This is a genomic window from Nocardia sp. CA-135953, assembly GCF_050955735.1.
Lineage (GTDB): Bacteria > Actinomycetota > Actinomycetes > Mycobacteriales > Mycobacteriaceae > Nocardia.
This window is the reverse complement of sequence record NZ_CP192082.1, coordinates 7,143,712-7,167,606: the sequence shown is the minus strand read 5'-3', so window position 1 is coordinate 7,167,606 and position 23,895 is coordinate 7,143,712. Positions and strand designations below refer to the sequence as shown.

General features: G+C 64.4%; 24 protein-coding genes. 9 read left to right on the top strand and 15 right to left on the bottom strand.

The window, feature by feature from the left end; genetic code table 11:
- Positions 1-88: 88 nt before the first annotated feature.
- The 6 genes from ACQPXH_RS32570 to ACQPXH_RS32545 form a co-directional block, all read right to left on the bottom strand.
- Positions 89-262, bottom strand: a complete 174-nt coding sequence (locus ACQPXH_RS32570) for a hypothetical protein (protein ID WP_387286910.1) — start codon at positions 260-262, stop codon at positions 89-91.
- Positions 263-405: 143 nt separating this feature from the next.
- A complete protein-coding gene (locus ACQPXH_RS32565) occupies positions 406-1,530 on the bottom strand; it encodes an NAD(P)H-dependent flavin oxidoreductase (protein WP_433600220.1) in 1,125 nt (374 codons plus the stop codon).
- Positions 1,531-1,755: 225 nt separating this feature from the next.
- Positions 1,756-3,111 (bottom strand): WS/DGAT/MGAT family O-acyltransferase, encoded by a 1,356-nt coding sequence (locus ACQPXH_RS32560; protein WP_433600219.1) that lies wholly within the window; start codon positions 3,109-3,111, stop codon positions 1,756-1,758.
- A gap of 140 nt (positions 3,112-3,251) precedes the next feature.
- Positions 3,252-3,899, bottom strand: a complete 648-nt coding sequence (locus tag ACQPXH_RS32555) for a class I SAM-dependent DNA methyltransferase (protein ID WP_433600218.1) — start codon at positions 3,897-3,899, stop codon at positions 3,252-3,254.
- Positions 3,900-3,968: 69 nt separating this feature from the next.
- On the bottom strand, positions 3,969-5,621 hold the full coding sequence (locus tag ACQPXH_RS32550; protein WP_433603666.1) for a cutinase family protein: 1,653 nt from the start codon (positions 5,619-5,621) through the stop codon (positions 3,969-3,971).
- Between the two features lie 142 nt (positions 5,622-5,763).
- Entirely contained in the window at positions 5,764-6,120 is a 357-nt protein-coding gene (locus tag ACQPXH_RS32545) for a hypothetical protein (protein ID WP_433600217.1), read from the bottom strand.
- 13 nt (positions 6,121-6,133) lie between these two features.
- Here ACQPXH_RS32545 and ACQPXH_RS32540 point away from each other — a divergent pair, with 13 nt between their 5' ends.
- The 4 genes from ACQPXH_RS32540 to ACQPXH_RS32525 are packed head-to-tail and all read left to right on the top strand — an operon-like array spanning position 6,134 to position 8,507.
- A complete protein-coding gene (locus tag ACQPXH_RS32540; RefSeq protein WP_433600216.1) occupies positions 6,134-6,610 on the top strand; it encodes an ABATE domain-containing protein in 477 nt (158 codons plus the stop codon).
- The gene (locus tag ACQPXH_RS32535) at positions 6,504-7,286 is read left to right on the top strand and encodes a helix-turn-helix domain-containing protein (RefSeq protein WP_433600215.1); all 783 of its coding nucleotides are present in this window, start codon (positions 6,504-6,506) and stop codon (positions 7,284-7,286) included. The genes ACQPXH_RS32540 and ACQPXH_RS32535 overlap by 107 nt, the downstream gene beginning before the upstream one ends.
- Before the next feature lie 19 nt (positions 7,287-7,305).
- Complete coding sequence (locus ACQPXH_RS32530) at positions 7,306-8,271, top strand: alpha/beta hydrolase (RefSeq protein WP_433600214.1); 966 nt, start codon at positions 7,306-7,308, stop codon at positions 8,269-8,271.
- Positions 8,272-8,291: 20 nt separating this feature from the next.
- Positions 8,292-8,507 carry a helix-turn-helix domain-containing protein gene (locus tag ACQPXH_RS32525; RefSeq protein ID WP_433600213.1) on the top strand — a complete coding sequence of 72 codons (216 nt, stop codon included), beginning with the start codon at positions 8,292-8,294 and terminating at the stop codon, positions 8,505-8,507.
- Positions 8,508-8,668: 161 nt separating this feature from the next.
- On the opposite strand, the gene ACQPXH_RS32520 is transcribed toward ACQPXH_RS32525, so the two are convergent.
- The 5 genes from ACQPXH_RS32520 to rpsF all read right to left on the bottom strand — a co-directional run bounded on the left by ACQPXH_RS32520 (position 8,669) and on the right by rpsF (position 14,141).
- The gene (locus ACQPXH_RS32520; protein ID WP_433600212.1) at positions 8,669-11,755 is read right to left on the bottom strand and encodes a replicative DNA helicase; all 3,087 of its coding nucleotides are present in this window, start codon (positions 11,753-11,755) and stop codon (positions 8,669-8,671) included.
- A gap of 706 nt (positions 11,756-12,461) precedes the next feature.
- On the bottom strand, positions 12,462-12,914 hold the full coding sequence (rplI, locus tag ACQPXH_RS32515) for a 50S ribosomal protein L9 (protein WP_433600211.1): 453 nt from the start codon (positions 12,912-12,914) through the stop codon (positions 12,462-12,464).
- A gap of 16 nt (positions 12,915-12,930) precedes the next feature.
- Positions 12,931-13,182: a 30S ribosomal protein S18 gene (gene rpsR / locus ACQPXH_RS32510; protein WP_040697505.1), complete on the bottom strand. Its 252-nt coding sequence runs from the start codon at positions 13,180-13,182 to the stop codon at positions 12,931-12,933.
- A gap of 54 nt (positions 13,183-13,236) precedes the next feature.
- The gene (locus ACQPXH_RS32505) at positions 13,237-13,770 is read right to left on the bottom strand and encodes a single-stranded DNA-binding protein (RefSeq protein ID WP_433600210.1); all 534 of its coding nucleotides are present in this window, start codon (positions 13,768-13,770) and stop codon (positions 13,237-13,239) included.
- A gap of 83 nt (positions 13,771-13,853) precedes the next feature.
- Positions 13,854-14,141: a 30S ribosomal protein S6 gene (gene rpsF / locus ACQPXH_RS32500; protein ID WP_040697500.1), complete on the bottom strand. Its 288-nt coding sequence runs from the start codon at positions 14,139-14,141 to the stop codon at positions 13,854-13,856.
- A 193-nt stretch (positions 14,142-14,334) separates the two neighbouring features.
- Here rpsF and ACQPXH_RS32495 point away from each other — a divergent pair, with 193 nt between their 5' ends.
- A complete protein-coding gene (locus ACQPXH_RS32495; RefSeq protein ID WP_433600209.1) occupies positions 14,335-15,729 on the top strand; it encodes a hypothetical protein in 1,395 nt (464 codons plus the stop codon).
- On the opposite strand, the gene ACQPXH_RS32490 is transcribed toward ACQPXH_RS32495, so the two are convergent.
- The 4 genes from ACQPXH_RS32490 to ACQPXH_RS32475 form a co-directional block, all read right to left on the bottom strand.
- Entirely contained in the window at positions 15,726-15,800 is a 75-nt protein-coding gene (locus ACQPXH_RS32490; protein WP_433603665.1) for a hypothetical protein, read from the bottom strand. The genes ACQPXH_RS32495 and ACQPXH_RS32490 overlap by 4 nt on opposite strands.
- A gap of 242 nt (positions 15,801-16,042) precedes the next feature.
- On the bottom strand, positions 16,043-16,660 hold the full coding sequence (locus ACQPXH_RS32485) for a TerD family protein (RefSeq protein WP_433600208.1): 618 nt from the start codon (positions 16,658-16,660) through the stop codon (positions 16,043-16,045).
- A gap of 83 nt (positions 16,661-16,743) precedes the next feature.
- Positions 16,744-17,853, bottom strand: a complete 1,110-nt coding sequence (locus ACQPXH_RS32480; RefSeq protein ID WP_433600207.1) for a DUF475 domain-containing protein — start codon at positions 17,851-17,853, stop codon at positions 16,744-16,746.
- A 246-nt stretch (positions 17,854-18,099) separates the two neighbouring features.
- Positions 18,100-18,675 (bottom strand): TerD family protein, encoded by a 576-nt coding sequence (locus tag ACQPXH_RS32475; RefSeq protein ID WP_063042648.1) that lies wholly within the window; start codon positions 18,673-18,675, stop codon positions 18,100-18,102.
- Between the two features lie 144 nt (positions 18,676-18,819).
- On the opposite strand from ACQPXH_RS32475, the gene ACQPXH_RS32470 reads away from it, so the two are divergent.
- Genes ACQPXH_RS32470 through ACQPXH_RS32455 form a run of 4 tightly spaced genes read left to right on the top strand, consistent with a single transcriptional unit; the run spans position 18,820 to position 23,882 of the window.
- On the top strand, positions 18,820-20,037 hold the full coding sequence (locus ACQPXH_RS32470; RefSeq protein ID WP_433600206.1) for a hypothetical protein: 1,218 nt from the start codon (positions 18,820-18,822) through the stop codon (positions 20,035-20,037).
- Between the two features lie 49 nt (positions 20,038-20,086).
- Entirely contained in the window at positions 20,087-21,298 is a 1,212-nt protein-coding gene (locus tag ACQPXH_RS32465; RefSeq protein ID WP_433600205.1) for an HpcH/HpaI aldolase/citrate lyase family protein, read from the top strand.
- Positions 21,295-22,722: a phosphoribosyltransferase family protein gene (locus tag ACQPXH_RS32460; protein WP_433600204.1), complete on the top strand. Its 1,428-nt coding sequence runs from the start codon at positions 21,295-21,297 to the stop codon at positions 22,720-22,722. Before ACQPXH_RS32465 ends, ACQPXH_RS32460 begins: the two co-directional genes overlap by 4 nt.
- Complete coding sequence (locus ACQPXH_RS32455; protein ID WP_433600203.1) at positions 22,719-23,882, top strand: cysteine protease StiP family protein; 1,164 nt, start codon at positions 22,719-22,721, stop codon at positions 23,880-23,882. Before ACQPXH_RS32460 ends, ACQPXH_RS32455 begins: the two co-directional genes overlap by 4 nt.
- Positions 23,883-23,895 lie beyond the last annotated feature (13 nt).

Sequence of the window (23,895 nt, the reverse complement as noted above, 5' to 3'; positions counted from 1 at the left end):
AACGAGCCACGACACGCCCAGCTGCACCGCCATATGACTGCGCTCGACGGATCTCGATTACCTAGCTGGACGCGGCGCTGGCTTCATATCAATGCGGTGCTGCGGCGAAGGCGGCGAGGACCAGCGAACTCACGATCGCGACGGCAAGTACGGCCAGCACCACCAGATTTCGCCGTTGCGGCAGATCGGCATGTACCAGATTCGGACATTCCGGCTCATTATGTCCGCGACTTCCGCACCGAGGGTTGGTGCAGGGATACATGCCGACCTCCCAAGACTGACGCGAGCGCTCGCACCGTAACAATGCGAATCATCTGTATACCGCGTGCGCCGACGAACGGCTACCCAGCCACGGGAGGAACGAAAACGCCGCCCCGAACGGTCGAGGCGGCGTCGAAGAGCCTGTTACATGGCGCTATTGAGCTTGTTCAGGCGGTCGCACGCCTCCACGTATTCGTTGATCAGCCGGGCGATCACGTCGGCGGAGCGCTCCACCTTGTTCATCATGCCGACCACCTGACCGACCGGATTGAAGTTCACATCCTTGGCAGCCTCCGGATAGCGGTGCCCGCGTTTGACGCCGTCCAGGGCCACCATCATCTGCAGCGGCATGGGCAGCGGATCCGGATTCTCCGGCGCCTCCCAGGCCTCGGTCCAGTCGTTCTTCAGCATGCGGCACGGCTTACCGGTCCAGGACCGCGAGCGCACGGTGTCCTGGCTGGTGGCGTCGATGTAGGTCTGCATCTGTGCGGGCGGCACATTCGCCTCCTCTACGGTCAGCCACAGCGAGCCGGTCCACGCACCCGCCGCACCCATCGCCATGGCCGCGGCGACCTGACGACCGTTGCCGATACCGCCGGCGGCCAGCAGCGGCATATCGCCGATGGCATCGACCACCTGCGGCCACAGCACCATCGAGGAGATCTCACCGCAGTGCCCGCCGCCCTCGGTGCCTTGGCAGACAACGAAATCCAGGCCCGCGCGCTTGTGGTCGAGCGCATGCTTCACCGAACCGCACAGTGCGCCGATGAGCCGTCCGGAGCCTTGGATCTGCTCGACCACATCCGGCGGCGGGGTGCCGAGGGCATTGGCGACCAGCTTGGCCTTGGGATGGCGCAGGATCACCTCGATCTGCGGTGCGACAGTGGTCGCGGTCCAGCCGAGAAGTTGGTTGTGGTGCTCACCGTCGGGCAGATGCGGGACATTGTGGTCGTTGAGGAGCTTCTCCGCGAAGTCCCGGTGCTCCTGCGGAACCAGTTCCGCCAGTTTGGCTTCCAGCTGTTCGGGGGTCAGGTCATCGATGCCCTTGCCCTCGTACTTCGACGGGATGACGAGGTCGACGCCGTACACACCGTGCACATGGTCGTCGAGCCAGGCCAGTTCGACTTCCAATTCCTCGGCGGTGAAGCCCACCGCACCGAGCACGCCGAGTCCGCCGGCATTGCTGACCGCGGCCGCCACATCGCGGCAATGTGTGAAGGCGAAGATGGGGAATTCGATCCCCAGCCGGTCGCAGATTTCGGTACGCATGGCGTGCTGGTCTCCCTACTTGCTCAGCAGCCGGATCACAACGGCTGACGAGTGCTGGAACGGGTTGCATATTTGGTCACCGGCCCGCGCTGCCGATTCGGCCAACTGCCGCAGATATCGCCATGATGCGGCGGTAGCTTCGTCGACAGGCGCGGACGCCTGACATCGAATGTAACACGTTCTAGTTTTCTTGGGGTAGCCGTACCGGCCGACCGGATCAGACGGTCAGGAGGCTGACTGCTCCAGTTCGGCCAGCGAATTCTCCAGGTGGTCGAGCAGGCTCTGCAGTCGCGGCACGCTGCGGCGGCAGCCCACGAGCCCGAAGTCCAGACTGTCGACATTGGTGGTGAGGGTGATGTTGACGGCCTGCCCGTCGAACGGAATCGACATCGGGTATGAGGCGTCCAGGCGGGCGCCGTTCCAGTACTGCGGTTCCTTCGGGCCCGGGACGTTCGAGATGACGATATTGAACGGCGGATTCGTGAACGACAGCATGCCGGGCAGCAGGGTCAGGGCCAGCGGGCTGAGCATCAACCCGGATAGGGTCATGGTCTGGATGGGCGAGAGCGAGTTGTAGACCTCTTTGCTGTGGCGCATCGATTCGCTCACCACGCGCAGCCGTTCGATCGGATCGGCGATATCGGTGCCCAGATTGCACAGGATCGCACCGACCTTCACGCCACTGGCTTCGGCATCGTCCTCATCGGCCCGCAGCGAGACCGGAACCATGGCGATCAACGGCTTATCGGGCAGCGCATTCTGTTCGATCAGATACGCGCGCAACGCACCGGCCGACATGGCGAGCACCACATCGTTGACGGTCGTGCCGGTCGCCTTCTTGACCTGCTTGACCCGCTCCAGCGGCCAGGACCGGACCGCGCACCGGCGGGCGCCGCCGATCGGCACATTGAACATCGAGCGCGGCGCCTCGAAGGGCATGGTCAACTGTTGCTGCACCAGTGCGGCGCGTGCGACCCGCAGCGCGGCGGGCCCGGAATTGGCCGCCGACAAGAGCTTTCGCGCGAGCCCGCCCAGCAGCGAGCCCGACGGCTCGGTCTTGCGCATCGACCGAGGCAGGTTCCACGGCACGCGTGTTTCGCTCGCCGCGGGATCGTTGGTGAGCGTTCGCTGCAGCACTCGCTGCGCGGCGACGCCATCGATCAGCGCGTGATGCATCTTCGAGTAGAGCGCGAAGCGGCCGTCGTTCAGGCCCTCCACCACGTGGATTTCCCACAGCGGACGGTGTCGGTCGAGCAGGGTGCTGTGCAGGTCGGAGGCGAGTTCGAGCAGTTGAGCGAAGCTGCCGGGACTCGGCAGCGCCGATCGGCGCAGGTGGTAGCCGAGTTCGACGTTCTCGTCCTGGGTCCACGCCAACTGCGGTGCGCCGAGCCAGGTTGCCGGGCGCTTGCGGAAGGTGGGGTGGAATTCGTTGTCCGCCAATAATTTCTCGTGGGTCCGCCGCGCGAAATCGGGCCCGGCGTCCTCCGGTGCCTCGAATAGTTGTAGCGAACCGACGTGCGTCGGATGCTCGCGAGATTCGCCGAGCAGAAATACGGCATCGATCGGAGAAATGAGCTCCATGGTCTGTCGCCCCCTGACGACGGTGTGGTGCTGAGGTCTTGGTGAAAGGAAACGACCACGATGTCGATAAGGGCCCGCACAGCCATGTCCCCTGTGCTGTCCCCAACCTTACTGAAAGGTGCGGATTCGCGTTCGCCGAATCAGCGATCCTTCACCAGGAGCAGGTACGCCTGGCGCCCCCGCTCGCCGGGATCCGGTTCCCGGACCAACCGGGCGATCGGCGTGAAACCGGCCTGTTCGGCCAGTGTGGCGAGCCGATCCGGTGACCATCGGTAGGCGGTTATCACCTTGTGGTCGAACGGTTCCGGATCCTGGACATCGGGTGCCTGGAAGAACGCGAGCAGTGCGTGCCCTCTCGGCTCGAGTATCCGATGAAACTCCGCCAACACAGCGGGCATTCGTTCGGGCGGCAGATGGATTATCGAGTACCACACGAGAATTCCCGCGAGAGTGGCGTCGCCGATATCGAGGTGCTCGAGCGAGCCCTCCTCGAAGTCGAGTGTCGGATACTGCGCCCGCGCCAATTCGAGCAGCCGCGGTGACAGGTCGATCCCGAAGGTATCCAGGCCGAGCCCGGACAGGTGTGCGGTCATTCGGCCTTCACCGCACCCGAGGTCGGCCACTCGACCGTCGTGCACCAGTTCCGCGAATACGCCGAGCATGGCGCGGTCGAACGGCTGTGTTGCCAGGTGATCTTCGACGAAGTCGGCGTAGCGGATCGCGTTCTCGTCATAGGCGGCGCGGGTATGCGCCACGTCCGCGGGATCGGTTCGACTGTTCGCTGTCACCCGAACATCATGCCAGCCGTGTGCGGACGTGCGCGCGATCGCCGTTGCTGACCTGCGCTCCTGACCGGATCAGGGGTGACTCGACCCGCTGGTGGTGGTCGGTGGCGTGGATTGCGTTGTGGTGGTGGTGGATTCGGTGGTGGTCGGCTTCGGGGGTTGAGTGGTCGTGGTGGTCGAAGCCGGTGGTGTCGTCACCGCCGGCGTGCTCGGCGGCGGCGCGGTGGTGGTCGTGGTCGTCGGCCGGCTGTTGACTTCTGTCTTCGCGGGGGCGGTGGTGGTCGGTGACGTGGTAGCGGTGGTGGTCTTGCTCGGCTCGGGCGTCTTGGTCGTCGAGGTCGCTGCCTGGTAGGCGGCGGCGAGATCGGCCGACTCCGGCTTGGTGGTCGGGTCGACCGGCTGACCCGCCTGGGCCTGCTTCGCCAGATGGGTGAGCCAGGCCGCCGCGTACTCGGCGGATGTCAGCGGCTTACCGTTGTTCGGGTCGGCATCGCGCCAGTAGTCGAAGTGGTGACCGGTCGCATTGGGGCCGAGTGTCTGCTGGTAGGGGTCGCTCATGATCACCGGGATGGTGTTCTGGTTCGTCACGATGAGACCGATGATTTCGTTGAACACCTTCTGCGGCAGATAGGCCAGCGGCGACATCTGATCGGTCGAGATCGCTTCCGCCTTGGCCGGAGTCTGCGACGCCTGTCCCGGCTTGTATTCCGGATCCGAAACCCTCAGCAGCACTTGCAGAAACGTCTCATCGCTCTGCATCCAGTTCGGCTGCGACTGGATGTCCGCGAATGCCGCCAACGCGATTCGGCCGAGGACAACGGCGACGTCCTGTCCGGTCGCGGGGGTGAGCCCGTCGCGTTCCAGTGCATCGACATTCAACTGCCGACCTACATTCACCACCAACTGCAGCAGTGAAATGTTCTGCGGCGCCGAGCACGTGAGGTCGCCATCGGAGCAGAAGGACGCGATCTTGCCGTTCAGCGCACCGAAGTCACCGCTCGTGCCGGGCAGTGCACCCTGGCCCGACGTGGCTTTCGTGCCGTTCTGATATTTCTGGTCGAACCCGTCGGGGTTGCTGTACGGATCCTTCGAACCCGGGAACGGACCGTCGCCCGCCGAACGTCCGGCATCGGCGAGGATGACGACACCGACGACATCGGCCGGATCGACGATGCCGTAGCCACCATCCTGATCGGCGCTCTGATGCCCGATCGTCATGGCGACGCGGCGCACCACATCGGCGCCCTCGCTGTAGCCGACGATCGAGAACTTGGTGTCCGGGCAGGCCTGTGAGATTTCCCGCATCACCTGTTCGGTATTCGCGACACCCGCGTTGACGGCGTCCTCGTAGGTGTCCATATTCGCCGGATAGGCGATGTAGACGGCGGCATACGAGCCGGGATCGACATCGTCGGCCGGTGCGTTGACGACCGGATCGACCCATTGGCTGCTGTGATCACCGGACAGCGCGGCGGGCAACGCGTTGCCATTGGCATCGACCAGCATCTTCGTGGTCACGGCGTCGGGCGTATCCCGACGCCCGGCGACCGAAATCGTCACCATGTCGTGGCACTCCGTAACGGATGCCCGCAGGCGCGTGTCGACCGTTTCGTGCGTCGATGTCAGCGCCATCGAAGCGGCGACGATCGCCACCACTCCCAATGACGCGGGCGCGGCGATGGCCGAAGCCATGCGATGGCGCGCGAAGAACTCCCGAAGAGCCATGTCCCGTTCCCCAATCCAAAAACCGACAAGTGGACGGACAGGCCCCCCGACAAGGCCATCTGTCTTGAAGGACGTCGGACTCGAGGGCCGAATCGTTACCGTGGTCCGACAAAAAGTTACGTTCGGGCCAAGTTGTATGTCACTAATTAACGGCCCGTTTGATATAGCTACGCTGGTCGACGGCATGATCCGTCCCGGCGATAGCACGCGCCAATCGTCGTCGTGTGGCGGCGCGGATCGACTCGGGACGGGAATAGGCGCGTGTGTACACCGCACGGGACTGTTCATCGATGGCGTCGGGATTGCGCAGATTTCGATGGCACAGGTAGTCGACCAGGTGCCTGCCGCGTCCGGCCAGGAGCTGTTCGGGTAGTTCGGCGACCTGATTGAAGGCGAACCACCATCGCTGCCGGGCCCGTTCCGCGGGGCCGGGCAGCAGGCGGAAGTCGTAGAGCCGATCATCGGAATGCGGCTCCTCCAGCAGCGCCAGCCTGCGCACGGTCTCCGGATGGTTGGCCGCGAGGCTGAAGGTTCGTGAAGGATCCGGTCGGATCTGCCTCGATTACGTGCGGACGTTGCGCCACCGCGGCTCGCCCGCCGAGGCCGAGGAGTTGACCGATCCGGCAGCGCTGACGGCATGGTTATGCAATTCGGACCCTGGGACCGGATCGCCGCGACAACCTGACATTCACGCCGTCGAGTCCGCGCGAACGTTGCGGGCGGCCGTCTTTCGGGTGGTCGACCTGGCCCGCACAACCAAGGGCGGCGTAGGAGCTGCACCGCTCGTAGCATGGTGGTATGCCTGTCGTGCCGGTTCGTGTCGCCGCGGGTGTGGTCGATATCGCGGTCCCGTCAGGGCCCGGTGGTCCGGTAGGGGTCAGCATGGCCGGGTTCCGCGGTCGAGCGGATGGCCTCGTCGATTTTCGGATGGTTCCCTATCCGGCGCTGACGGTGTTCATCGATTTCGGCGACACACTGCTGATCGATGACGACGGCGGTGAGCGGAGGCGAGGCAGTGTCGTTGTGGGTCTGGCCCCCTGCCACTTTCGAGGATGCGGACGAGACGTCGATGTGCTGCAGATACGTCTGTCGCCGGTGATCGCACACGCGGTGTTGGGTGTTCGGTGCGGGACGGCGGTCGCCCTCGAAGATCTGTGGGGTTCGGACGCTCGGCGAATCCAGGAGCAACTGCACGCGGCCGGGTCGTGGGACGACAGGTTCGCTATCGCGCAGGCCACGGTCGCTCGGCGGTTTGCGGCGGGCCGGGCGGTGGATCCGGAGGTCGCCCTCGCGTGGGGCCAGATGGTGCGGAGCCGGGGGCGGGTTCGGGTCGAGCAGCTGGCTGCCGAGGTCGGATGGAGTCGTAAGCGGCTGTGGTCCCGGTTCGGTACGCAGATCGGCCTCACACCCAAACGTGCCGCGACGCTGGTTCGTTTCGACCACGCGGCGCACCGCCTCGCCGCGGGGCACGGTGTCGCCGAGGTGGCGACGGATTGCGGCTTCGTCGACCAGTCCCACCTCCATCGGGATGTCATGGCCTTTACCGGGATAACGCCCACGGCCGTGGCACGCGCGCCGTGGCTCGCGGTCGACGATGTCGCGTGGCCTACCACGAAGCAAGCTCACCGTCGGAGCGGAACATTTCTCCAAGACACCCGACGATGAACGCGCGCATGCTGCAGTCATGTTTGGAAAAGCACCACTGGGCACCCGCCTCTTCAAGGATGATCGGGACTGGGAGGCCCTGACCGACGATCAATTGATTGCCTTGCGCGAGAAGGCCAACCGCGCGGCATCGTCTCGTGCGGCGCGGATCGTCACCGGTCTGCCGGACCGTCGTGCCCGCATTACCGAATCCACGATCGATCTGCCTGGCCGCCGCCTGATGCTGCGGGTGCACCGCCCGAAGCACGCGTACCAGAAGCTGCCGCTGATCGTCTCGTTCCACGGTGGCGGTTTCATCGCGGGCACCGCTGCCCAGAACGACTGGCTCAACAGTCATCTCGCGGCCCGCTGCCCGGCCGTGGTCGTATCGGTGGAGTATCGCCTCGCCCCGCAGTACCCGCTGCCCCAGCCGGTCGAGGATGGCTACGACACGCTCGTCCGGCTCGTCGAAGACCCCGTCGACTGGGGTGTCGACCCCGCCGCCGTCGCCGTAATGGGCGAGAGCGCAGGCGGCATGATCGCGGCGCTCATGGCGTTGCGTGCCCGCAAGGACGGCCCTGCGCTACACGCCCAAGTGCTGAACTACCCGAGCACGGACTGGACCGAAACCGTGACCGACTACCCCTCGATCGCGGAAAACGCCGATAACCCGACACTTTCGCTGTCCCGCCTGCGTGCAGCCCGCAAGCTGAGCCTGCCGCCGACCCTCGACCCGCGCACTGTATCGCCGCTCGAATTCGAGAGCCTCGCCGATCTGCCACCGACACTGGTCGTCACCGCTGCGCTGGATCCCATAGCCGATCACGGAAGCCGGTACGTCGAACGGCTTCGCGCCGACGGCACCGATGCCCGCCTGAGCTACTACCCGAAGGCCACCCACACCTTCCTCAGCACCCCCGGCCTGGTACCCGCCGCCCGCCCCGCCCGCCGCGAAATCCTCGCCTTCCTGCGCGACCATTTGCACCCGGGAGGCATCGATGGGTGAGACCCGAGCAGCCGGTGCGGATGCGTCGGGCGGTGGTGGTGATGGCCTCGGCCCAGCATCAACCGGTGGGGCTGATCGCGAAGCTGATGCAGGTGTCGGAACCGTATGTGCGGCAAGTGATCCACGACTTCAACGAGAAAGGGTTCGACGCACTGGACCCAAAATGGAGCGAGAGCAGACCGGCGAAGACCGATCCGACGATGCGTGATCGGATATGTCAGATCGCCCGGTGCTGACCCCGTGAGCTGGGTTGGCCGTTCTCGACCTGGAGCCTGTCGAAACTGGCGGATGTGTTGCGGATCAACAAGATTGCCGACATCAGCCGCGAAACCATCTGCGTCCTCGGCGGGCTCGACGTCCTGGTCGGCGATCAATGCCAGCAACGCCAACCTATGGTTCAGCCACGGGCCATGTCGACAAACCGAGACAGGTGCAACTGGTGTGCGACTGTAATGGTCGCTGTCGGACCATTACGGTGTTTACCGACAATCAAGTCCGCTTCACCGCCGCGCGGATCGTCGCGTTCGAACGCATCCGGCCTATGTAGAAGAATCACCATATCGGCATCCTGCTCCAGGGAATTGTGCGCCGAAATGCCTTGTGCCACAAAATTATGTGTCCCGGGAACAGTGCCATCGTAAACATCCTGCTCACCGAGGCTGGTGATTTCGATTACCTTGTCCCAAAAGACGTCGTTTGTTGCGAGCATCTCGATGTCGGCGTCGTCGAGGACGGCGGCGACTCGTGCTAAGCGGGCGCGGCTGGGAGCGTGCTTCCACATGGCAGAACCGCAGAAGCGTGAGCCCATCGCGGCGGAAAATTCACGGTGGGTCATCTCCGTGGCGGACAGCAGGCCGCGGACCTTGGTCCAGACCTCCTTGGGGATCGTGTTGCGTGCCATCGGTTCCAGTTCGGTCAGTGCCGATTCAGCGGCGCGTCGTCGGGCGTCCTGGACACCGATATCACGCAGGAAGATGCTCTGGTTGTCCGCGCCGTCGACGGTCAGGTGCCAGCAGTCGCGGTAGCCCGCCTCGGGCACTCTCTTGATCCGCCCGTGCACACCTAGCCGAAGCAGGAGTTGGGCCAGGTCATCGATGAGGCGGCGGCTGGTCGATGCGTAGTACACGCGGGGTTGGCGCCCCTTGGCGTCCCAGCGAACCGAGCCGTCGGTGGCCCACAGATGGCGCACGAAAAGTGCGATCTGATCGTTGGGGAGGGCGAATACCTGCTGGGGGATGAACTTCTCGTAGCTGCGCAAGCCGAATAGACCGAGCTCGTCCAACCAGGCGGCGATGGGATTGCGCTTGCCGTGGGTCAGCCGGCCCGGAGCGCGCAGTCGCAATGTTGTGACACGGGCCGCGGCATACTCGTCACGAACCGCGGTGACGCCGAAGTGAGTTGCCGCTTCAGTGACCGCAGTGAGGTTCTCCTCATCGATGCTGGCATCGCGGATCGGCTGTCGTTTCACGCATGAGCCGTCGCCGATCATGTGCGCCAACAGAATTATCTCGGCGTCCGCCATCCGGGTCGTATGCACCGGTTCCGGTACCAGACGCGGAGTCGCGATGCGATCGCCAGTGGCCAACTTCTCCAGCGCGATCCAGCCGTCGACGGTCAGGAACGGGTGGTTGCCGGTCGCCTCGACTTCACGCCCGGAGGCGAGTCGCAAACGGAATACTTCCTTTCGACCGCTCGGGAACACCTTTACCATCGGACGCGCCACCATCCGCATCCGCTCGTCAAGCGACCAGACGAGCGGTTGATCACCGCTGGCCAGCAACTCCCCGAGAGTGGTCTCACCGCCGGTGTCGGCGCGCAGAATTCGAGTCGAGGCAGGCATGCAACCGGATTCGCGCAGGTCGGACACCATGGGGCGCTTATCGGTTCGCTGTTCGGGACCACGGTTCAGCTGACTGATCGCGATTACCGGGACCTCGAGTTCCTTGGCGAGTAGTTTCAGGTTTCGGGAGAAATCCGAGACTTCCTGCTGGCGGGATTCGACCTTTTTACCCGAGGTCATCAGCTGGAGGTAGTCCACCACAACGAGTTTCAGGTCGTGGCGCTGTTTGAGCCGACGTGCTTTCGCACGAATCTCCATCATGGTGAGATTCGGCGAGTCATCGACGAACAAAGGTGCCTCGCTGATCTCGCTCATTCGGCGCGCCAGTTTGGTCCAGTCGTCGTCGCTCATGCGGCCCGAACGCATATCGCCCAGCTTGATCTTCGCCTCGGCCGACAGCAGACGCATGACGATTTCGGTACGGCTCATCTCGAGCGAGAAGATCACGCTGGCCAGGCCGTGCTTGATCGAGCAGCTGCGCATGAAGTCCATGCCAAGGGTCGAATTGTGAGTCGGCACCATCGTCGCGCCGGCGAGGTACAGGTGGTCGGCATTTTCCACCTCGACACATCGGACGGGGACGGTGTCGATCTTTCGAACGTCCACAATATGCCGGGCGTTCGAACGAGCGGTGGTCGGCACGAGATGGTTCGGGCTGTTGTCCGTGAGATGCACGCTGTGGACGATTTCGCCGGTTGTGCGTACGGCGGCGACGCGAGCACCAGCTGACCCGGCAATGGTGAGCCACTGATGTTGCTCATCGGCGACGATCACGGTGCCGTCGGAGAATTCGACCTCGTAGCACGGCCTTTCGGCCAGCACCTCGGTGGCCGCGACGACGCGGGTCGGGCGGCCCGCGGTGTCGAGGAGTTCATCGCCGACTCGGACTTCGCCCATGGTGGTCCAGCCGGACGGGGTGGGCAGGGGCGTGTCAAGGGCGAGGGCCTTGCCGACGCCGGGGCGGGCGGCGACGATGATCATTTGGCCGGGATGCAGGCCGTTGGTGAGTTCGTCGAGTTCGGTGAAACCGGTGGGGACGCCGAGGGAGATGCCGCCGCGGGAGGCGATGGAGTCGATTTCGTCCATCGTCGGCTGCAGGAGTTCCTCGAGGGGGAGGAAGTCTTCGGTGGTGCGGCGCTCGGTGACCTCGTAGACCTCGGCCTGGGCGCGGTCGACGACCTCGGCGATGTCCTGGCCGTCGGCGCCCGCGTAGCCGTATTGGACGATGCGGGTGCCTGCCTCGACGAGGCGGCGCAGAATCGCCTTTTCGGCAACGATTTCGGCGTAGTAGCCCGCATTGGCGGCGGTGGGGACGGTCTGGGTGAGGGTGACCAGATACGGCGGGCCGCCGATGCGTTTGAGTTCGCCGCGGCGGTCCAGGCCCGCGGCGACGGTGACCGGGTCGGCGGGTTCGCCGCGGCCGTAGAGATCGAGAATGGTGTCATAGACCGCTTGATGGGCCGGGCGGTAGAAATCGCCCGGGCGCAGCACCTCGACGACGTCGGCGATCGCGTCCTTGCTCAGCAGCATGCCGCCGAGCACGGACTGCTCGGCCGCCATATCGTGCGGGGGCTGCCTGCCGAAGTCCTCACCGGGCGGTTCGGGCGGATAGTCCGTATGCCCGCGGTCATCGGTGGTGGTCACCAGACTCGACCGTCCTCTCTCGCCACTTGCAGGCCGCTCGAAAACGCCTACCCGCCGACCCTATTGATCACTCGTTGTACTCCCGGGCTCCGACACATTCGGCAGCGCACCGCGGTCGAGTGACCTCATCAGAGGGTCTCACCTGCGGTTCCAGCAAACCGCCGCGGCAGGGGCCGAATCATGCCGTTCCGGGTGGTGCGTGCATGATGCTGCGACGAACCTAGGCGACCCGGAGGGCAGTCACCAAACCGCAATGTGCACACACCTGTGGATAAGTTGGGGACTGTTTACCTGGTGTTGTGCACCCCCTGTGTACAACTTGGGGAAAACCCAGGTCACGCCGTTCAAACTCGCTGATAGATATCGATTTCTTGATCTATCCACGTGTGGATGAATTAAGTGCGGCGTGTCGGTCTAGTTGAACAGCCGGGCGTGTTGTAGGTAAACAGCGTGTTGCGCGACTATGGCCTAGATCACATTGCATCCGGTTGGTTTTCTGGGCGATCCACAAGCTGAATAACCGGTGGTAGAGCTGATAGCGGCGGGGTGTCGAGAATGGTCCAGATCACCGTTTCGACCCATTCGCAAATAATTGGCTATTTCAGCGAAAGGCACAACTCACCCAGGCCCGACCAATTGGGATCGATGCCGCACAGTCTCGAAAGCCACCCTTGTGTCGGAACACAAGAGTGGCCTTCGAATGAACTCAGTTAGCCGCGACCTGCAGGTCGAACTTCGCGACGACATCGGGGTGCAGGTGCACCACGACGTCGTGCTTGCCGACCGACTTGATGTGCGACTTCGGCAGCTCGATGCTGCGCTTGTCGACGACCGGCCCGCCGGCCGTCTTGATGGCGGCGGCGACGTCGGACTGGGTGACCGAACCGAACAGCTTGCCGGTGCCAGCGGTCTTGACCGACAGCGAAACCGCCGCCAGGCCCTCGATGGCCTGCTTCAGCTCGTTGGCGTGATCCAGGTCGCGCACCTTGCGCGCGTCCTGCGCCCGACGGATGCCCTCGACCTGCTTCTGCGCGCCACGGGTGGCCACGATCGCCAGGCCGCGGGGCAGCAGGTAGTTGCGGCCGTAGCCGTCCTTGACCTCAACGGTGTCACCGGGGGCACCGAGGTTGTCCACATCAGCAGTAAGAATCAACTTCATTGCGATGCCTCCCTTCTCAGCGAGCCGTCGACACGTAGGGCAGCAGGGCCACCTCACGCGAGTTCTTCACGGCAACGGCGACGTCGCGCTGGTGCTGCACGCAGTTGCCGGTGACCCGGCGAGCGCGGATCTTGCCGCGATCACTGACGTACTTCCGCAACAGGGCGGTGTCCTTGTAATCGATATTGACGGTGCCGGACTTGGCTTCCTTGCAGAAGGTGCAAGCCTTCTTCTTCAGCACCTTTTCGCGCGCGGGCGCTTTAGGCATGGTTACTCCGTAATCAATGATGGCTCAGTAAATTCGAGCCGATGTGAGCCGTTCTCAGAACGGCGGTTCGTCGTCTACGCGGCTGCCCCCGAAGGAGCCCGCCGCGGGTGCGCTGCCCCACGGGTCGTCGTCGGCGCCGCCGGAGCGGCTGCCGCCACCACCACCGGCCGGAGCGAAGTTGCCACCGCCGCCACCGGAACCGAAGCCGCCGCCCCCGCCGCCACGACTGGCCTTGGCGACCTTCGCGGTGGCGTAGCGCAGCGAGGGCCCGACCTCGTCGACCTCGAGCTCGACGACCGTGCGCTTCTCACCCTCGCGGGTTTCGTAGGAGCGCTGCTTCAGTCGTCCGCTCACGATCACACGGGCGCCTCGGGTCAGGCTTTCGGCGACATTCTCCGCAGCTTCACGCCAGATGTTGCAGCGCAGGAAAAGCGCTTCGCCGTCTTTCCATTCATTCGAATTACGGTCGAACACGCGGGGAGTCGATGCGACGGTGAAATTCGCCACCGCCGCGCCCGCGGGCGTGAATCGAAGTTCGGGATCGGCCGTCAAGTTTCCGATGACGGTGATGACCGTGTCGCCTGCCATGTGGTTCCTCCTGCTCGGTATGCAGTCCGCAGTGCACTCGCTTTGCGCTAGAGCCTAGAGACAGGCACCGACGCAATCGAGAGTCACTTGCCGTGGCGCAGAACCTTGGTGCGCAGCACCGACTCGTTGAGACCCAGCTGGCGGTCCAGCTCGCTCACGGTGGCGGGCTCGGCGGTCAGATCGACCACGGCGTAGATGCCTTCGGCCTGCTTGGCGATCTCGTAGGCGAGCCGGCGGCGGCCCCAGATGTCGACCTTGTCGACCTTGCCGCCATCGGTCTTGACGACGCTCAGCATGTTGTCCAGCGACGGACCAACAGTGCGCTCGTCCAGGCTCGGATCGAGGATGACCATCACTTCGTAATGACGCACGGACCAATCACCTCCTGTGGACTAGGAAACGGCCACGGACGGTCCGTGGCAGGAGGGTCGTTGCGTCAGCAACCCGACAAGGCTACATGAACGCCCGTTGAGCAGCGAAATCGATGCCTGCGGCAGTGCCCGTGTGGTCATTGGTGGGGGGAAGTACGGGCGTCGTCGCACGGTGCGGCCTAGGGTGGTGCCCATGCCGACCGGACTCGCCACCCGCGACAGGATCGTCGGGGGAGTGACGCGCAGCGCGGCCTTGGCCGCGGTGGTGGTGGTGTTGCTGTGCGGGCTGACGCTGGCGCTGGCATATGCGAACAAGGCGCGGTGCGCGGGTGCGCCGTTCGCCGAGAACGGTCGCAGTGCGGTCTTCGATGTGATCAAGGATTCGGACGTCTGTTATTCCGATATCCAATTCCTGTGGCTCGGTCGCGATATCGATCAGCACGTCTTTCCCTACATCGATGGCGGCATCACCGCTGATGGCACGCTGACCGGTGGCGCGGTCGAATATCCGGTGCTCAGTGGCGTGCTGATGTGGCTAGGTGCGGTCGGCGCCGATAACGACGCGGAATTCCTGCTGCATTCGGCATTGCTGTTGGCGCCGTTCGCCTTGTTGACCGCCTGGCTGCTGGTCCGGCTGGCCGGGCGGGCGGCGCTGCTGTGGGCGGCAGGGCCGCCGCTTGTGCTCTACGCCTTCCACAACTGGGAGCTGCCCGTGGTCTGCACGGCGGTCGCCGCGGTGTACGTGGTGACCGCGCTGACCCGATATTCGCTGCGTACCAGGGGAATTCTGGCCGCTGTGCTGCTCGGCATCGGGTTCTGTCTCAAGCTGTATCCGGGCATCTTCGTGCTGCCGTTGCTGGCTTATGTGCTCACCGGCGGTCAGCGCGGCATGGATGATCCGACGCCGACTCGATTCGATGTGCGCGGTGCGCTGCAGACCGCCGCCGCCGCCGTCGGCACAGTGGTCGTGGTGAATCTGCCGTTCGCGCTTGCCGGTTACGACGGCTGGCGCGCATCGATCACCTTCCAGCAATTGCGCCAGGCCGATATCACCACGAATTCCATTTGGTACTGGGGACTTCGGCAGCTTTTCGGTCAGGACGCCTACGGCGAGAGCGCATTTCAGCATGCGGTATCGATTGCCTCGCCGACTCTGGTACTGGCCTCCTTCGCGCTGGCGATGTGGTTGGGCTGGAAACGATTCACGATGACCGGCACCTTCCCGTGGATCGGGGTCAGCGGCGCGATGCTGTGCGGATTCCTGCTGTTCCACAAGGTGCATTCGCCGCAGTACACGCTGTGGTTGGTGCCGTTCATGGTGCTGCTCGAGGTGCCGTGGGCCGCGATCGGCACGTATCTGATCGCCGACGCCGCGATCGGAATCGGCGTATTCCGGTATTTCTATTCGATCGGAACCGGAAATTCGGTGGATTCGATGGAGAACGTCGTGCAATTCGGCGTCTGGGGACGTGCCGTGCTGCTCGTGGTGTTCTTCTTCCTGTTCGTGCGTGCGATACCGCGCGGATTCCGGCCCGAACTGCCGCGAATACCCCGATTCGAACCCGGCAGCCTGGTTCCGGTGGGCTAGTACGAACCGGGTCGGTCGGCGTGTCTGGCGCGGAACGCGGCGCTTTTGGCGCGGTTGCCGCAGATGGTCATATCGCACGAGCGGCGTGACTTGCCGCGTGAACGCGATGCTGAAGCGTTGGGATGCAACGCGAGTCGGGCGTATGTTCTTCGCGACTCCCGCGGTCACCGCCGTGCTGGCCTGGCTGTTCATCGATCAGCCGCCGCGGCACCTCGCCGCCGGACTGATCGGCATGGTGTTCGCCGCACGCCGCCCGACGCCCGCCGCCCGACGCACCGAGTCGATCAGCGGCAGCCGGTGCCCGTGCGCTGAATTACTTCTTGGCGGCGTGCCAGTTCATGCCCCAGCTGTACGCCTCGTCGATCGCGCGTTGAGCACCATTGATGTAGTTCACTTCCCGGTGCACGGTGATGCCCGAGCCCTGATTCTGCAGCAGGGCGACCGCACAGGACCGCGCACCGTCCACGGGGGAGTCCAGCCGGACTTCGATCTGCGGACCGGAGGTCGGGAACAGCGTCACCACACCGTCGGCGGCGGCCCAGTTCGGCACCCCCTCGTAGATGAAGGCGAAGATCAGAATGCGCCGGAACACCTCGGGGCGAGCGAGATTGATGTGCATATTCTCGCCGCTGGCCGATGCCCCGCTGCGGTCGTCGCTGTCGAGTTGAATGAACGGCTCGGATTCCAGTGCGCCGAAATTGTTGCCGACGGCCTGCACCGCACCCTTTGCACCGCTGGCTAATTCATACAGGCAGCCCAGATCCAGATCGACGGCCTTGGATCGGCGGAAAAAGCCCTTCGGACCACTGGACCAGTTCAGATTGACCCGCATGGTGCCCTGCTGATCGCCGGGTTTGGTGAGGGTGATGCTCGGCGTGGCCTTTGACAAGGTCACCTTGGACAGGTCCACGCCTGGAGGTTCGTTCGACATCGCCATTTCCCCCTCGGGAAAAGAGAAGCGGCAGCCGGCCAGGAGGCCGCTGCCGCTCGAGTTCTTCGGCTACCCGCCGGAATTCAGGCTACCGGGGTGACCTCGCGCTCGCTCTCCACTTCGTCGGTGTCCTTGCGCCGATTCCGAATGATGCTGGTAACAAACGCCGCGCCGATGAACGCCACGCCGACGAGACCGGTGACGATCTCGTTGATGTGCACGCCGATCGAGACGAACAGGATTACCGCCAGCGCGCCGATCGCCCAGTGTGCGCCGTGCTCGAGGTACACGTACTCCGACAGCGTGCCCTTGCGCACCAGGTACACGGTGATCGAACGAACGAACATGGCGCCGATCAGACCGAGGCCGAGCGCGATGATGATCGGGTCGGATGTGATGGCGAAGGCGCCGATGACACCGTCGAAGGAGAACGACGCGTCGAGCACCTCGAGGTACAGGAACAGGAAGAAGGCCGCCTTGCCCGCGGCCTTGACCAGCTGGGACGGACCGCCGTCCGGGGATTCCTCGAACTCCTCGGTGTGGAACAGCGAACCGAGGCCGTCGACCACGATGTAGGTGATCATGCCGAGCAGACCGGCGACCAGAACGGTGGCGCGCTCCCCGTCGCCCGCGATGAATTCCGCGGTGAGCACCAGGCCGACACTCGCGACGACCACCGAGAGCATGTCCAGCTTGCCGAGCCGGGCCAGCGGCTTCTCCAGCCAGGACAGCCAGGTGATCTCGCGTTCTTCGAAGATGAAGTTCAGGAACAGCAGCAGCAGGAACATGCCGCCGAACGCGGCGATCTGCGGATGCGCGTCGGTGAGCAACTTCTCGTAGCTGGGGCTGCCGTCCGCGAAGACCAGCGCGTCATCGGCGGGCGGGTTCAGCGCCAGGTCGAACGCCTTGATCGGGTTCAGGCCCGCGGTGATCCAGACGATCGCCAACGGGAAGACCAACCGCATGCCGAAGACGGCGATGATCACGCCGACGGTGAGGAAGATCCGCTGCCAGAACTCGTTCATCCGCTCGAGCACGGTGGCGTTGATGACCGCATTGTCGAACGACAGCGAGACCTCGAGCACACCGAGGATGGCGGCCAGCGCCAGTGCTGTCGGCCCGCCGTACAGGAATGCCACGACGAGTGATATCACCGTGACAACGATGGACATGCCGAATATGCGCAGGACCACGCGGAGACCCTTTCCGTGCGGCGGTCGAATGTCTGTCCGAGCGCGCCTTTGCCGATGTAACCCGAGGGTCGTACCAACCCGCGGTCGCGATGATGGTTCCAGCGTGGTCGCGGAACCGTCGATTGTCCAACGGAGCGGCGAGGCAAATCGTTCCGTGGACATGCGAGCAGGGGGCCCGTCGCCGAGCCCCCTGCCGATCCTTTCGAGCGACCCGCAAGCAGTCGCTGAGGGAGAGACCAGTACGTCTTAGACGTTCACACCGTAGTCACGGGCGATACCCGCCAGACCCGACGCGTAGCCCTGGCCGATGGCGCGGAACTTCCACTCGGCGCCGTTGCGGTACAGCTCGCCGAAGACCATGGCCGTCTCGGTCGAGGCGTCCTCGGACAGGTCGTAGCGGGCCAGCTCGGTACCGTTGGCCTGGTCGACAACGCGGATGTAGGCGTTACGCACCTGGCCGAAGGACTGCTGGCGGGTGTCCGCGTCGTAGATCGAGACCGGGAAGAAGATGCTCTCGATAGTCGGCGGGGTGTTGGCCAGGTCGACCTTGATCACCTCGTCATCGCCTTCGCCCTCACCGGTCAGGTTGTCGCCGAGGTGCTCGATCGAGCCCTCCGGCGACTTGAGGTTGTTGAAGAAGATGAAGTGCTTGTCGGACACGACCTTCTTGTCCCCACCGGTCGCGATCGCACTGGCATCCAGATCGAAGTCGGTGCCGGTGGTCGTACGAATATCCCACCCGAGCCCGACGGAGACAGCGGTAAGGTTCGGCGCTGCCTTCGTCAACGAGACATTGCCGCCCTTGGACAGACTGACACCCATGCGGGGTTCCCTTTCAATAGACGTCTGTGGTTCCCAGCATTGTCCGAATCGCCGGGTACGCCTTACGACAGTAGTAGGTTTCGGCAATCTTGCGTAGGAACTGGTGTATCCCCGGCGAACTAGTCCACCGCCTAACATCGGGGCGTGGCAGGCCGTAGGCGTGGATGGTTCCGGTCGTCCGGGAACAATGAATGGATTGCACAGGGCCGGTCGACACTGGCGGCCGCGTTCCTGGATATGGATCGGCGCCAGAGCGCGGCCGAGGCGGCGGTGCACGCCTGCGAACAGGTGTTTCCCGAGCGACGGATGAGCGCGAAATGGGAACCCGTGCGCAGCAGATGCTACGACGCCGCAGGCGCGTATCTGACGTTCACCGAGGAACTGGATAACGCCGAGCGCGACGACACGCCGATGCCACAGGGACAACCGCGGGTGGACACCCTGGTGCGGCAGCTGACCGACGCGGCCCGTGCCGTCGACGAGTTCTATCTCGGTAATCAGTCCCAGCTCGAACATGCCGTCGCGGTGCTCGGCACGGTGCCGCAATTCGCGCAGCAAGTGAAGGTCGCGGCGGCCGGTGTGCGCGGGCAGGCCGCCGAATCCGAATATGCAGGCTACCCTTCGGTGCGCCAGTACGCGGCGGCGGTGGATGAGTCGCTGCTCACACTCGAGGCGCTCGGTTCCGAGGCACCCGCGGCCGATGTCCGGGAGGCCGCCAACCGCCTGGAATCGGCGACGAAAGCGCTGGCAGAAGCGTTGGCGCAAGCGCCATCTCGGACCGCGGCCGCGGCCAATGCCATTACCTCGGTGGCCACCAGATCGGCCGCGGTCCACACCCGCGGCGAACGGGTGGCGCCGGCCTACTCGGAGTTGCTCCGCGAGTTCAATGCTGCGAGTTCGGCGGATCTGGCTAACAATGGGCCGAAAAGCAAAAAGGCCATCGATGCCGCGGATGCCGCCCTCGTGCGGGCACGTGCGGCGGCGGCCGAAAACAATCCGGAGTCCGCACTTGATCTGACCACATCCGCACGGGGGCACCTCACCGAGGCCGAACACTTGATCGACGCCGTCACCAAACGGCTGACATTGCTGCGCGAGGTCCGTGAGAATCCGCAAGAGAAGGCCAAAGCCGTACGATTTCGGCTGCGGGACGCGCAAATGCTCGCAGTGAGCCGCGGACTCGTCGGCGAATGGGGATCTGTGCTCGATGCACAGGCGGACCGGATAGATCGAATCACCGAAAGCCTGTCGGGGCGGCACCCCGACTACTGGGCCTATGTGACCGAATTGGATAAAGCCGCGGAGTTCGTAGCCGGGGTAGTGGATCGAATGAGAAAGCAAGCAGGACCACGACGAGAATGAGGCCAGGATTTATGCGGCCACCGCCATCAGGGATGAGGACAGCGAAGCGATGACCGCGGGCATCGTCGTCCAGCAACGGGTTTCCCTGCGAAAGCAATTGCCGCTGCGCCATTTTCGCCAGCTGCACGGCCCGGAGGCGCGGCACCTGTTCCATAGACAACCGGAACCGTTCGGCGAGGATGCCGACCGGGAAATTCTGGCGTTCGCGCTCGGCGCCACGCTGTACGCGCCGGCGACCCGGGCCGACCTCGCCCTGACGATCAGTAAGCGGGCCGCGCGCGGTGTGTGTTCGATGGTCATCGATCTGGAGGACGCGGTCGCCGATCACGAGGTGGAATTCGCCAAACGGCAGACCGTCGCGACGCTGAATCTGCTCGCCGACAGCGAGGATCCGAATCCGCTGCTGTTCGTCCGCGTTCGGGATGCGGATACCGTGACCGAAATCGTCGAGCAACTCGGCACCGGGGCGGTGGCACTGACCGGCTTCGTCTTTCCGAAATTCGACAGGGCGAGCGGTCCGAAATATCTCGCCGCGCTCGAGGCGGCCGCCGAGCGGTTGGGCAGGCCCGTATACGGCATGCCGGTGCTCGAATCGCCTGCGCTGGTGCATCGTGAGAGCCGGGATCAGGAGCTGACCCAGATCGGCGCGCTGTTGGCCGAGCACCGGGAGCGGATACTCGCGGTGCGCATCGGTGCGACGGATATGTGCTCGACCTTCGGTATTCGGCGGGACCGGGATCTGACCATCTACGACGTGCGAGTGGTCGCGGATGTCATCGCCGATATCGTGAACTATCTGGGGCGTTCGGACGGTACAGGTTTCGTGATCACCGGACCGGTCTGGGAATACTTCGCCGACCACGAGCGGATGTTCCGGCCGCTGCTGCGGACCGCGCCGTTCGAGGAATCCGATGCGGTGCCGTTCCGGCGTTATCTGGTCAGTCGCGATCTGGACGGGCTACTGCGCGAGATCACACTCGACCGGGCCAATGGGATCCAGGGCAAGACGGTGATCCATCCGTCGCATGTCGCGGCCGTGCATGCGCTGTCGGTGGTGACGCACGAGGAGTATTCGGATGCGCTCGACATCCTGCAGGTCGATGTCGGCGGGGTGGCCGCATCCGGATACCGGAACAAGATGAACGAGATGCGGCCGCATCGCAGTTGGGCGCGCCAGACGCTGCTGCGGGCTCGTGTTTTCGGTGTCGCGAATAAGGGTGTTTCGTTCGTGGATCTATTGACGGCGTTGGTGACCGAGTGAGCATTGATCCTTGGGCGACAACGAATTTGGGTATCGAGTTGCGGCACGAGCATTCGCATGGCGGCGAATCGCTGGATGTGCTGCCCGCCGAATTGCCCATCGCCACATTGATTCAGCCGGGGTTGCGGCGTAATCCACGTCGTGCGCACCTCCTGGTTTCGACCGTGCTCGGGAAGCATCTGCCGACCGATCCGCGGGTGGTTCTCGGCGCGGGCAATCGGCTGGGCGATCTGGTGCGTGACGCACTTGGCGATCGCGAGGCCGTGGTGCTCGGATTCGCCGAGACCGCGACGGGTTTGGGGCATTGTGTGGCGGCGCGGATCGGGGCCGGATGCTATCTGCATTCGACCCGTCGCGAGGTGCCCGACGCGACCACCCTGACCGGCTTCGAAGAGGGGCATTCGCACGCCACCTCGCATCTGCTGCAGCCCGCACCTGCGGATATCTTCGTCAACGATCTGCCGCTGGTGCTCGTCGACGACGAGATCTCCACCGGTGATACGGCGATCGATGCGGTTCGGGCACTGCACGCGTTTTCGCCGCGGTCGCATTATGTGCTGGCGTCGCTGGTGGATATGCGGACCGAGGGCGATCGGGCGCGGTTCGCGGCGGCGGCCGCGGAGTTGGATGCGCGGATCGACACGGTGTGTCTGGCGTCCGGTCGCACCATGCTGCCCGAGGATCTGGTCGAGACGGTGTCGTCTATGCCGGATCCGGTCTTGAATCCGATTGCGGCGCGGCGCGGTTCGTTCGATCGAGTCGAGTTGCCGTGGCCTGCTTCGGTTCCCGAAGGCGGTCGGCACGGGATTCTGCGATCGGATACCGATGCGTTCGAGGCGGCGCTGGTGCGGGCCGCCGAGGCGCTGCGGGTTCGACTTGCTGATGATTTCGCTGGTCGGCCCGCGATTGTGCTCGGGCATGAAGAGCTGATGTATCTGCCGTTGCGGTTGGCGGCCGAGCTGGCCGATGCCGGGATTCCGGCGCGGTTTCAGACGACGACTCGCTCGCCCGCATATGTGCTCGATGAGCCGGGATATCCGTTGCGGCGTGGGTTTCGGTTCGTTGCGCCCGAAGCGGGTGAGACGCAACCGCGTTATCTGTACAACGCGCACTGGATCGAGGATGCGTTGTCCGAACTCGTGACGCGCGACGACGGCGCGGCACCGGGCGATCGTGCGCGTGCGACTGAAGGGGATGATCCGGCGCTGACCGGGACTGCCACCTCGGTGCGGTCACGCCAAGTCGATCCGATTCTGGTCGTTGTCATCGACACACCTGCCGATACCGATGAACTGCTGGCCGAAGGCGGTCTGATCGATGTGCTGACCGCATCCGGCGACGATGTCGTGCTGGCAGTGCTGCCGGGTGCGGATCCGCGGCTTTTGCACGCGGAACGCACCGATGCCGAACCGAGGGTGTTATGACGTCGAACGCTGTGCCGGAATCGAATATCTCTCCACAATCGGCCTTGGAACTTCCGGTTCCGCTGTATGGACCGACCTTCGGATCGTATGCGGCCGACGAGGTCTCGTGGCTGCTGAAGGATCTGTCCGAGGTCGACCTCGAGGCCGATGTGGCCGAGCGGGAACGCCGGATCCAGTCCGGTGCCGCGCATTACGCGGAATCGCTGCCGATCGAATATCAGCCCGATGCCGCATATCGCTCACTGTTCGACGAGGTATTGGCCGAGAGTGCCGAGCGCCTCGCGCTCGCCGTCGCGACGGTATCCGAACTCGTTGTCGCCGAACGTGGTACCGATATCGTGCTGGTCTCGCTGGCGCGCGCGGGTACGCCCATCGGGATTCTCATGCGGCGCTGGTTGCGTTCTCGAAGTCTCGACGTGCCGCATTACGCGGTGTCGATCGTGCGCGAACGCGGTATCGACGCTGTCGCCCTGGATTACCTTGCTCGCAACCACGATCCGGCTTCGGTCGTGTTCGTGGACGGCTGGACCGGCAAGGGTGCCATCACTCGCGAACTCACCGAAGCGCTGGACTCCTATCACGCCGCGGGCGGCGCCAGATTCAATGACGAACTCGCCGTGCTCGCCGATCCGGGACATTGCGTGCGCACCTACGGCACCCGAGACGACTTCCTGATCGCCTCCGCCTGCCTGAATTCGACAGTCTCCGGACTGATTTCGCGCACCGTGCTCAATGACACGCTAATCGGACCCGGCGATTTCCACGGCGCGAAGTTCTATCGCGAGCTGGCAGCCGACGATGTCTCCGGTCGCCTGCTCGACACCGTGACCACCGCTTTCGACGCCGTCCGGGATCGCGTGCCCGCCGAGCTGGCCGCCGTTCGCGCCGACGACCGGACACCGACCTGGACCGGCTGGGCCTCGGTCGACAGGGTGCGCGAGGAATACGGCGTCGACAGCGTGAATTTCGTGAAACCGGGTGTCGGTGAGACGACCCGGGTATTGCTGCGGCGGCTGCCGTGGCGGGTACTGGTGCGTGTGGCGGACGCACCGGAACACGCGCATATCCGTCTGCTCGCCGCGGCCCGCGGCGTTCCGGTCGAGGTCGTACCCGACTTGGCCTATTCGTGCATGGGATTGATCAAGGACGTACAGCAGTAATGCATCTGAGAAA

Bases quoted from the DNA above. Each gene is read 5' to 3' on its own strand.
- ACQPXH_RS32570 (WP_387286910.1), bottom strand. From the start codon at position 262: ATGTATCCCTGCACCAACCCTCGGTGCGGAAGTCGCGGACATAATGAG.
- ACQPXH_RS32565 (WP_433600220.1), bottom strand. From the start codon at position 1,530: ATGCGTACCGAAATCTGCGACCGGCTGGGGATCGAATTCCCCATCTTC.
- ACQPXH_RS32560 (WP_433600219.1), bottom strand. From the start codon at position 3,111: ATGGAGCTCATTTCTCCGATCGATGCCGTATTTCTGCTCGGCGAATCT.
- ACQPXH_RS32550 (WP_433603666.1), bottom strand. From the start codon at position 5,621: ATGGCTCTTCGGGAGTTCTTCGCGCGCCATCGCATGGCTTCGGCCATC.
- ACQPXH_RS32535 (WP_433600215.1), top strand. From the start codon at position 6,504: ATGGCCGGGTTCCGCGGTCGAGCGGATGGCCTCGTCGATTTTCGGATG.
- ACQPXH_RS32530 (WP_433600214.1), top strand. From the start codon at position 7,306: ATGTTTGGAAAAGCACCACTGGGCACCCGCCTCTTCAAGGATGATCGG.
- ACQPXH_RS32525 (WP_433600213.1), top strand. From the start codon at position 8,292: ATGCGTCGGGCGGTGGTGGTGATGGCCTCGGCCCAGCATCAACCGGTG.
- rplI (WP_433600211.1), bottom strand. From the start codon at position 12,914: ATGAAGTTGATTCTTACTGCTGATGTGGACAACCTCGGTGCCCCCGGT.
- rpsR (WP_040697505.1), bottom strand. From the start codon at position 13,182: ATGCCTAAAGCGCCCGCGCGCGAAAAGGTGCTGAAGAAGAAGGCTTGC.
- ACQPXH_RS32505 (WP_433600210.1), bottom strand. From the start codon at position 13,770: ATGGCAGGCGACACGGTCATCACCGTCATCGGAAACTTGACGGCCGAT.
- ACQPXH_RS32495 (WP_433600209.1), top strand. From the start codon at position 14,335: ATGCCGACCGGACTCGCCACCCGCGACAGGATCGTCGGGGGAGTGACG.
- ACQPXH_RS32485 (WP_433600208.1), bottom strand. From the start codon at position 16,660: ATGTCGAACGAACCTCCAGGCGTGGACCTGTCCAAGGTGACCTTGTCA.
- ACQPXH_RS32475 (WP_063042648.1), bottom strand. From the start codon at position 18,675: ATGGGTGTCAGTCTGTCCAAGGGCGGCAATGTCTCGTTGACGAAGGCA.
- ACQPXH_RS32465 (WP_433600205.1), top strand. From the start codon at position 20,087: ATGACCGCGGGCATCGTCGTCCAGCAACGGGTTTCCCTGCGAAAGCAA.
- ACQPXH_RS32455 (WP_433600203.1), top strand. From the start codon at position 22,719: ATGACGTCGAACGCTGTGCCGGAATCGAATATCTCTCCACAATCGGCC.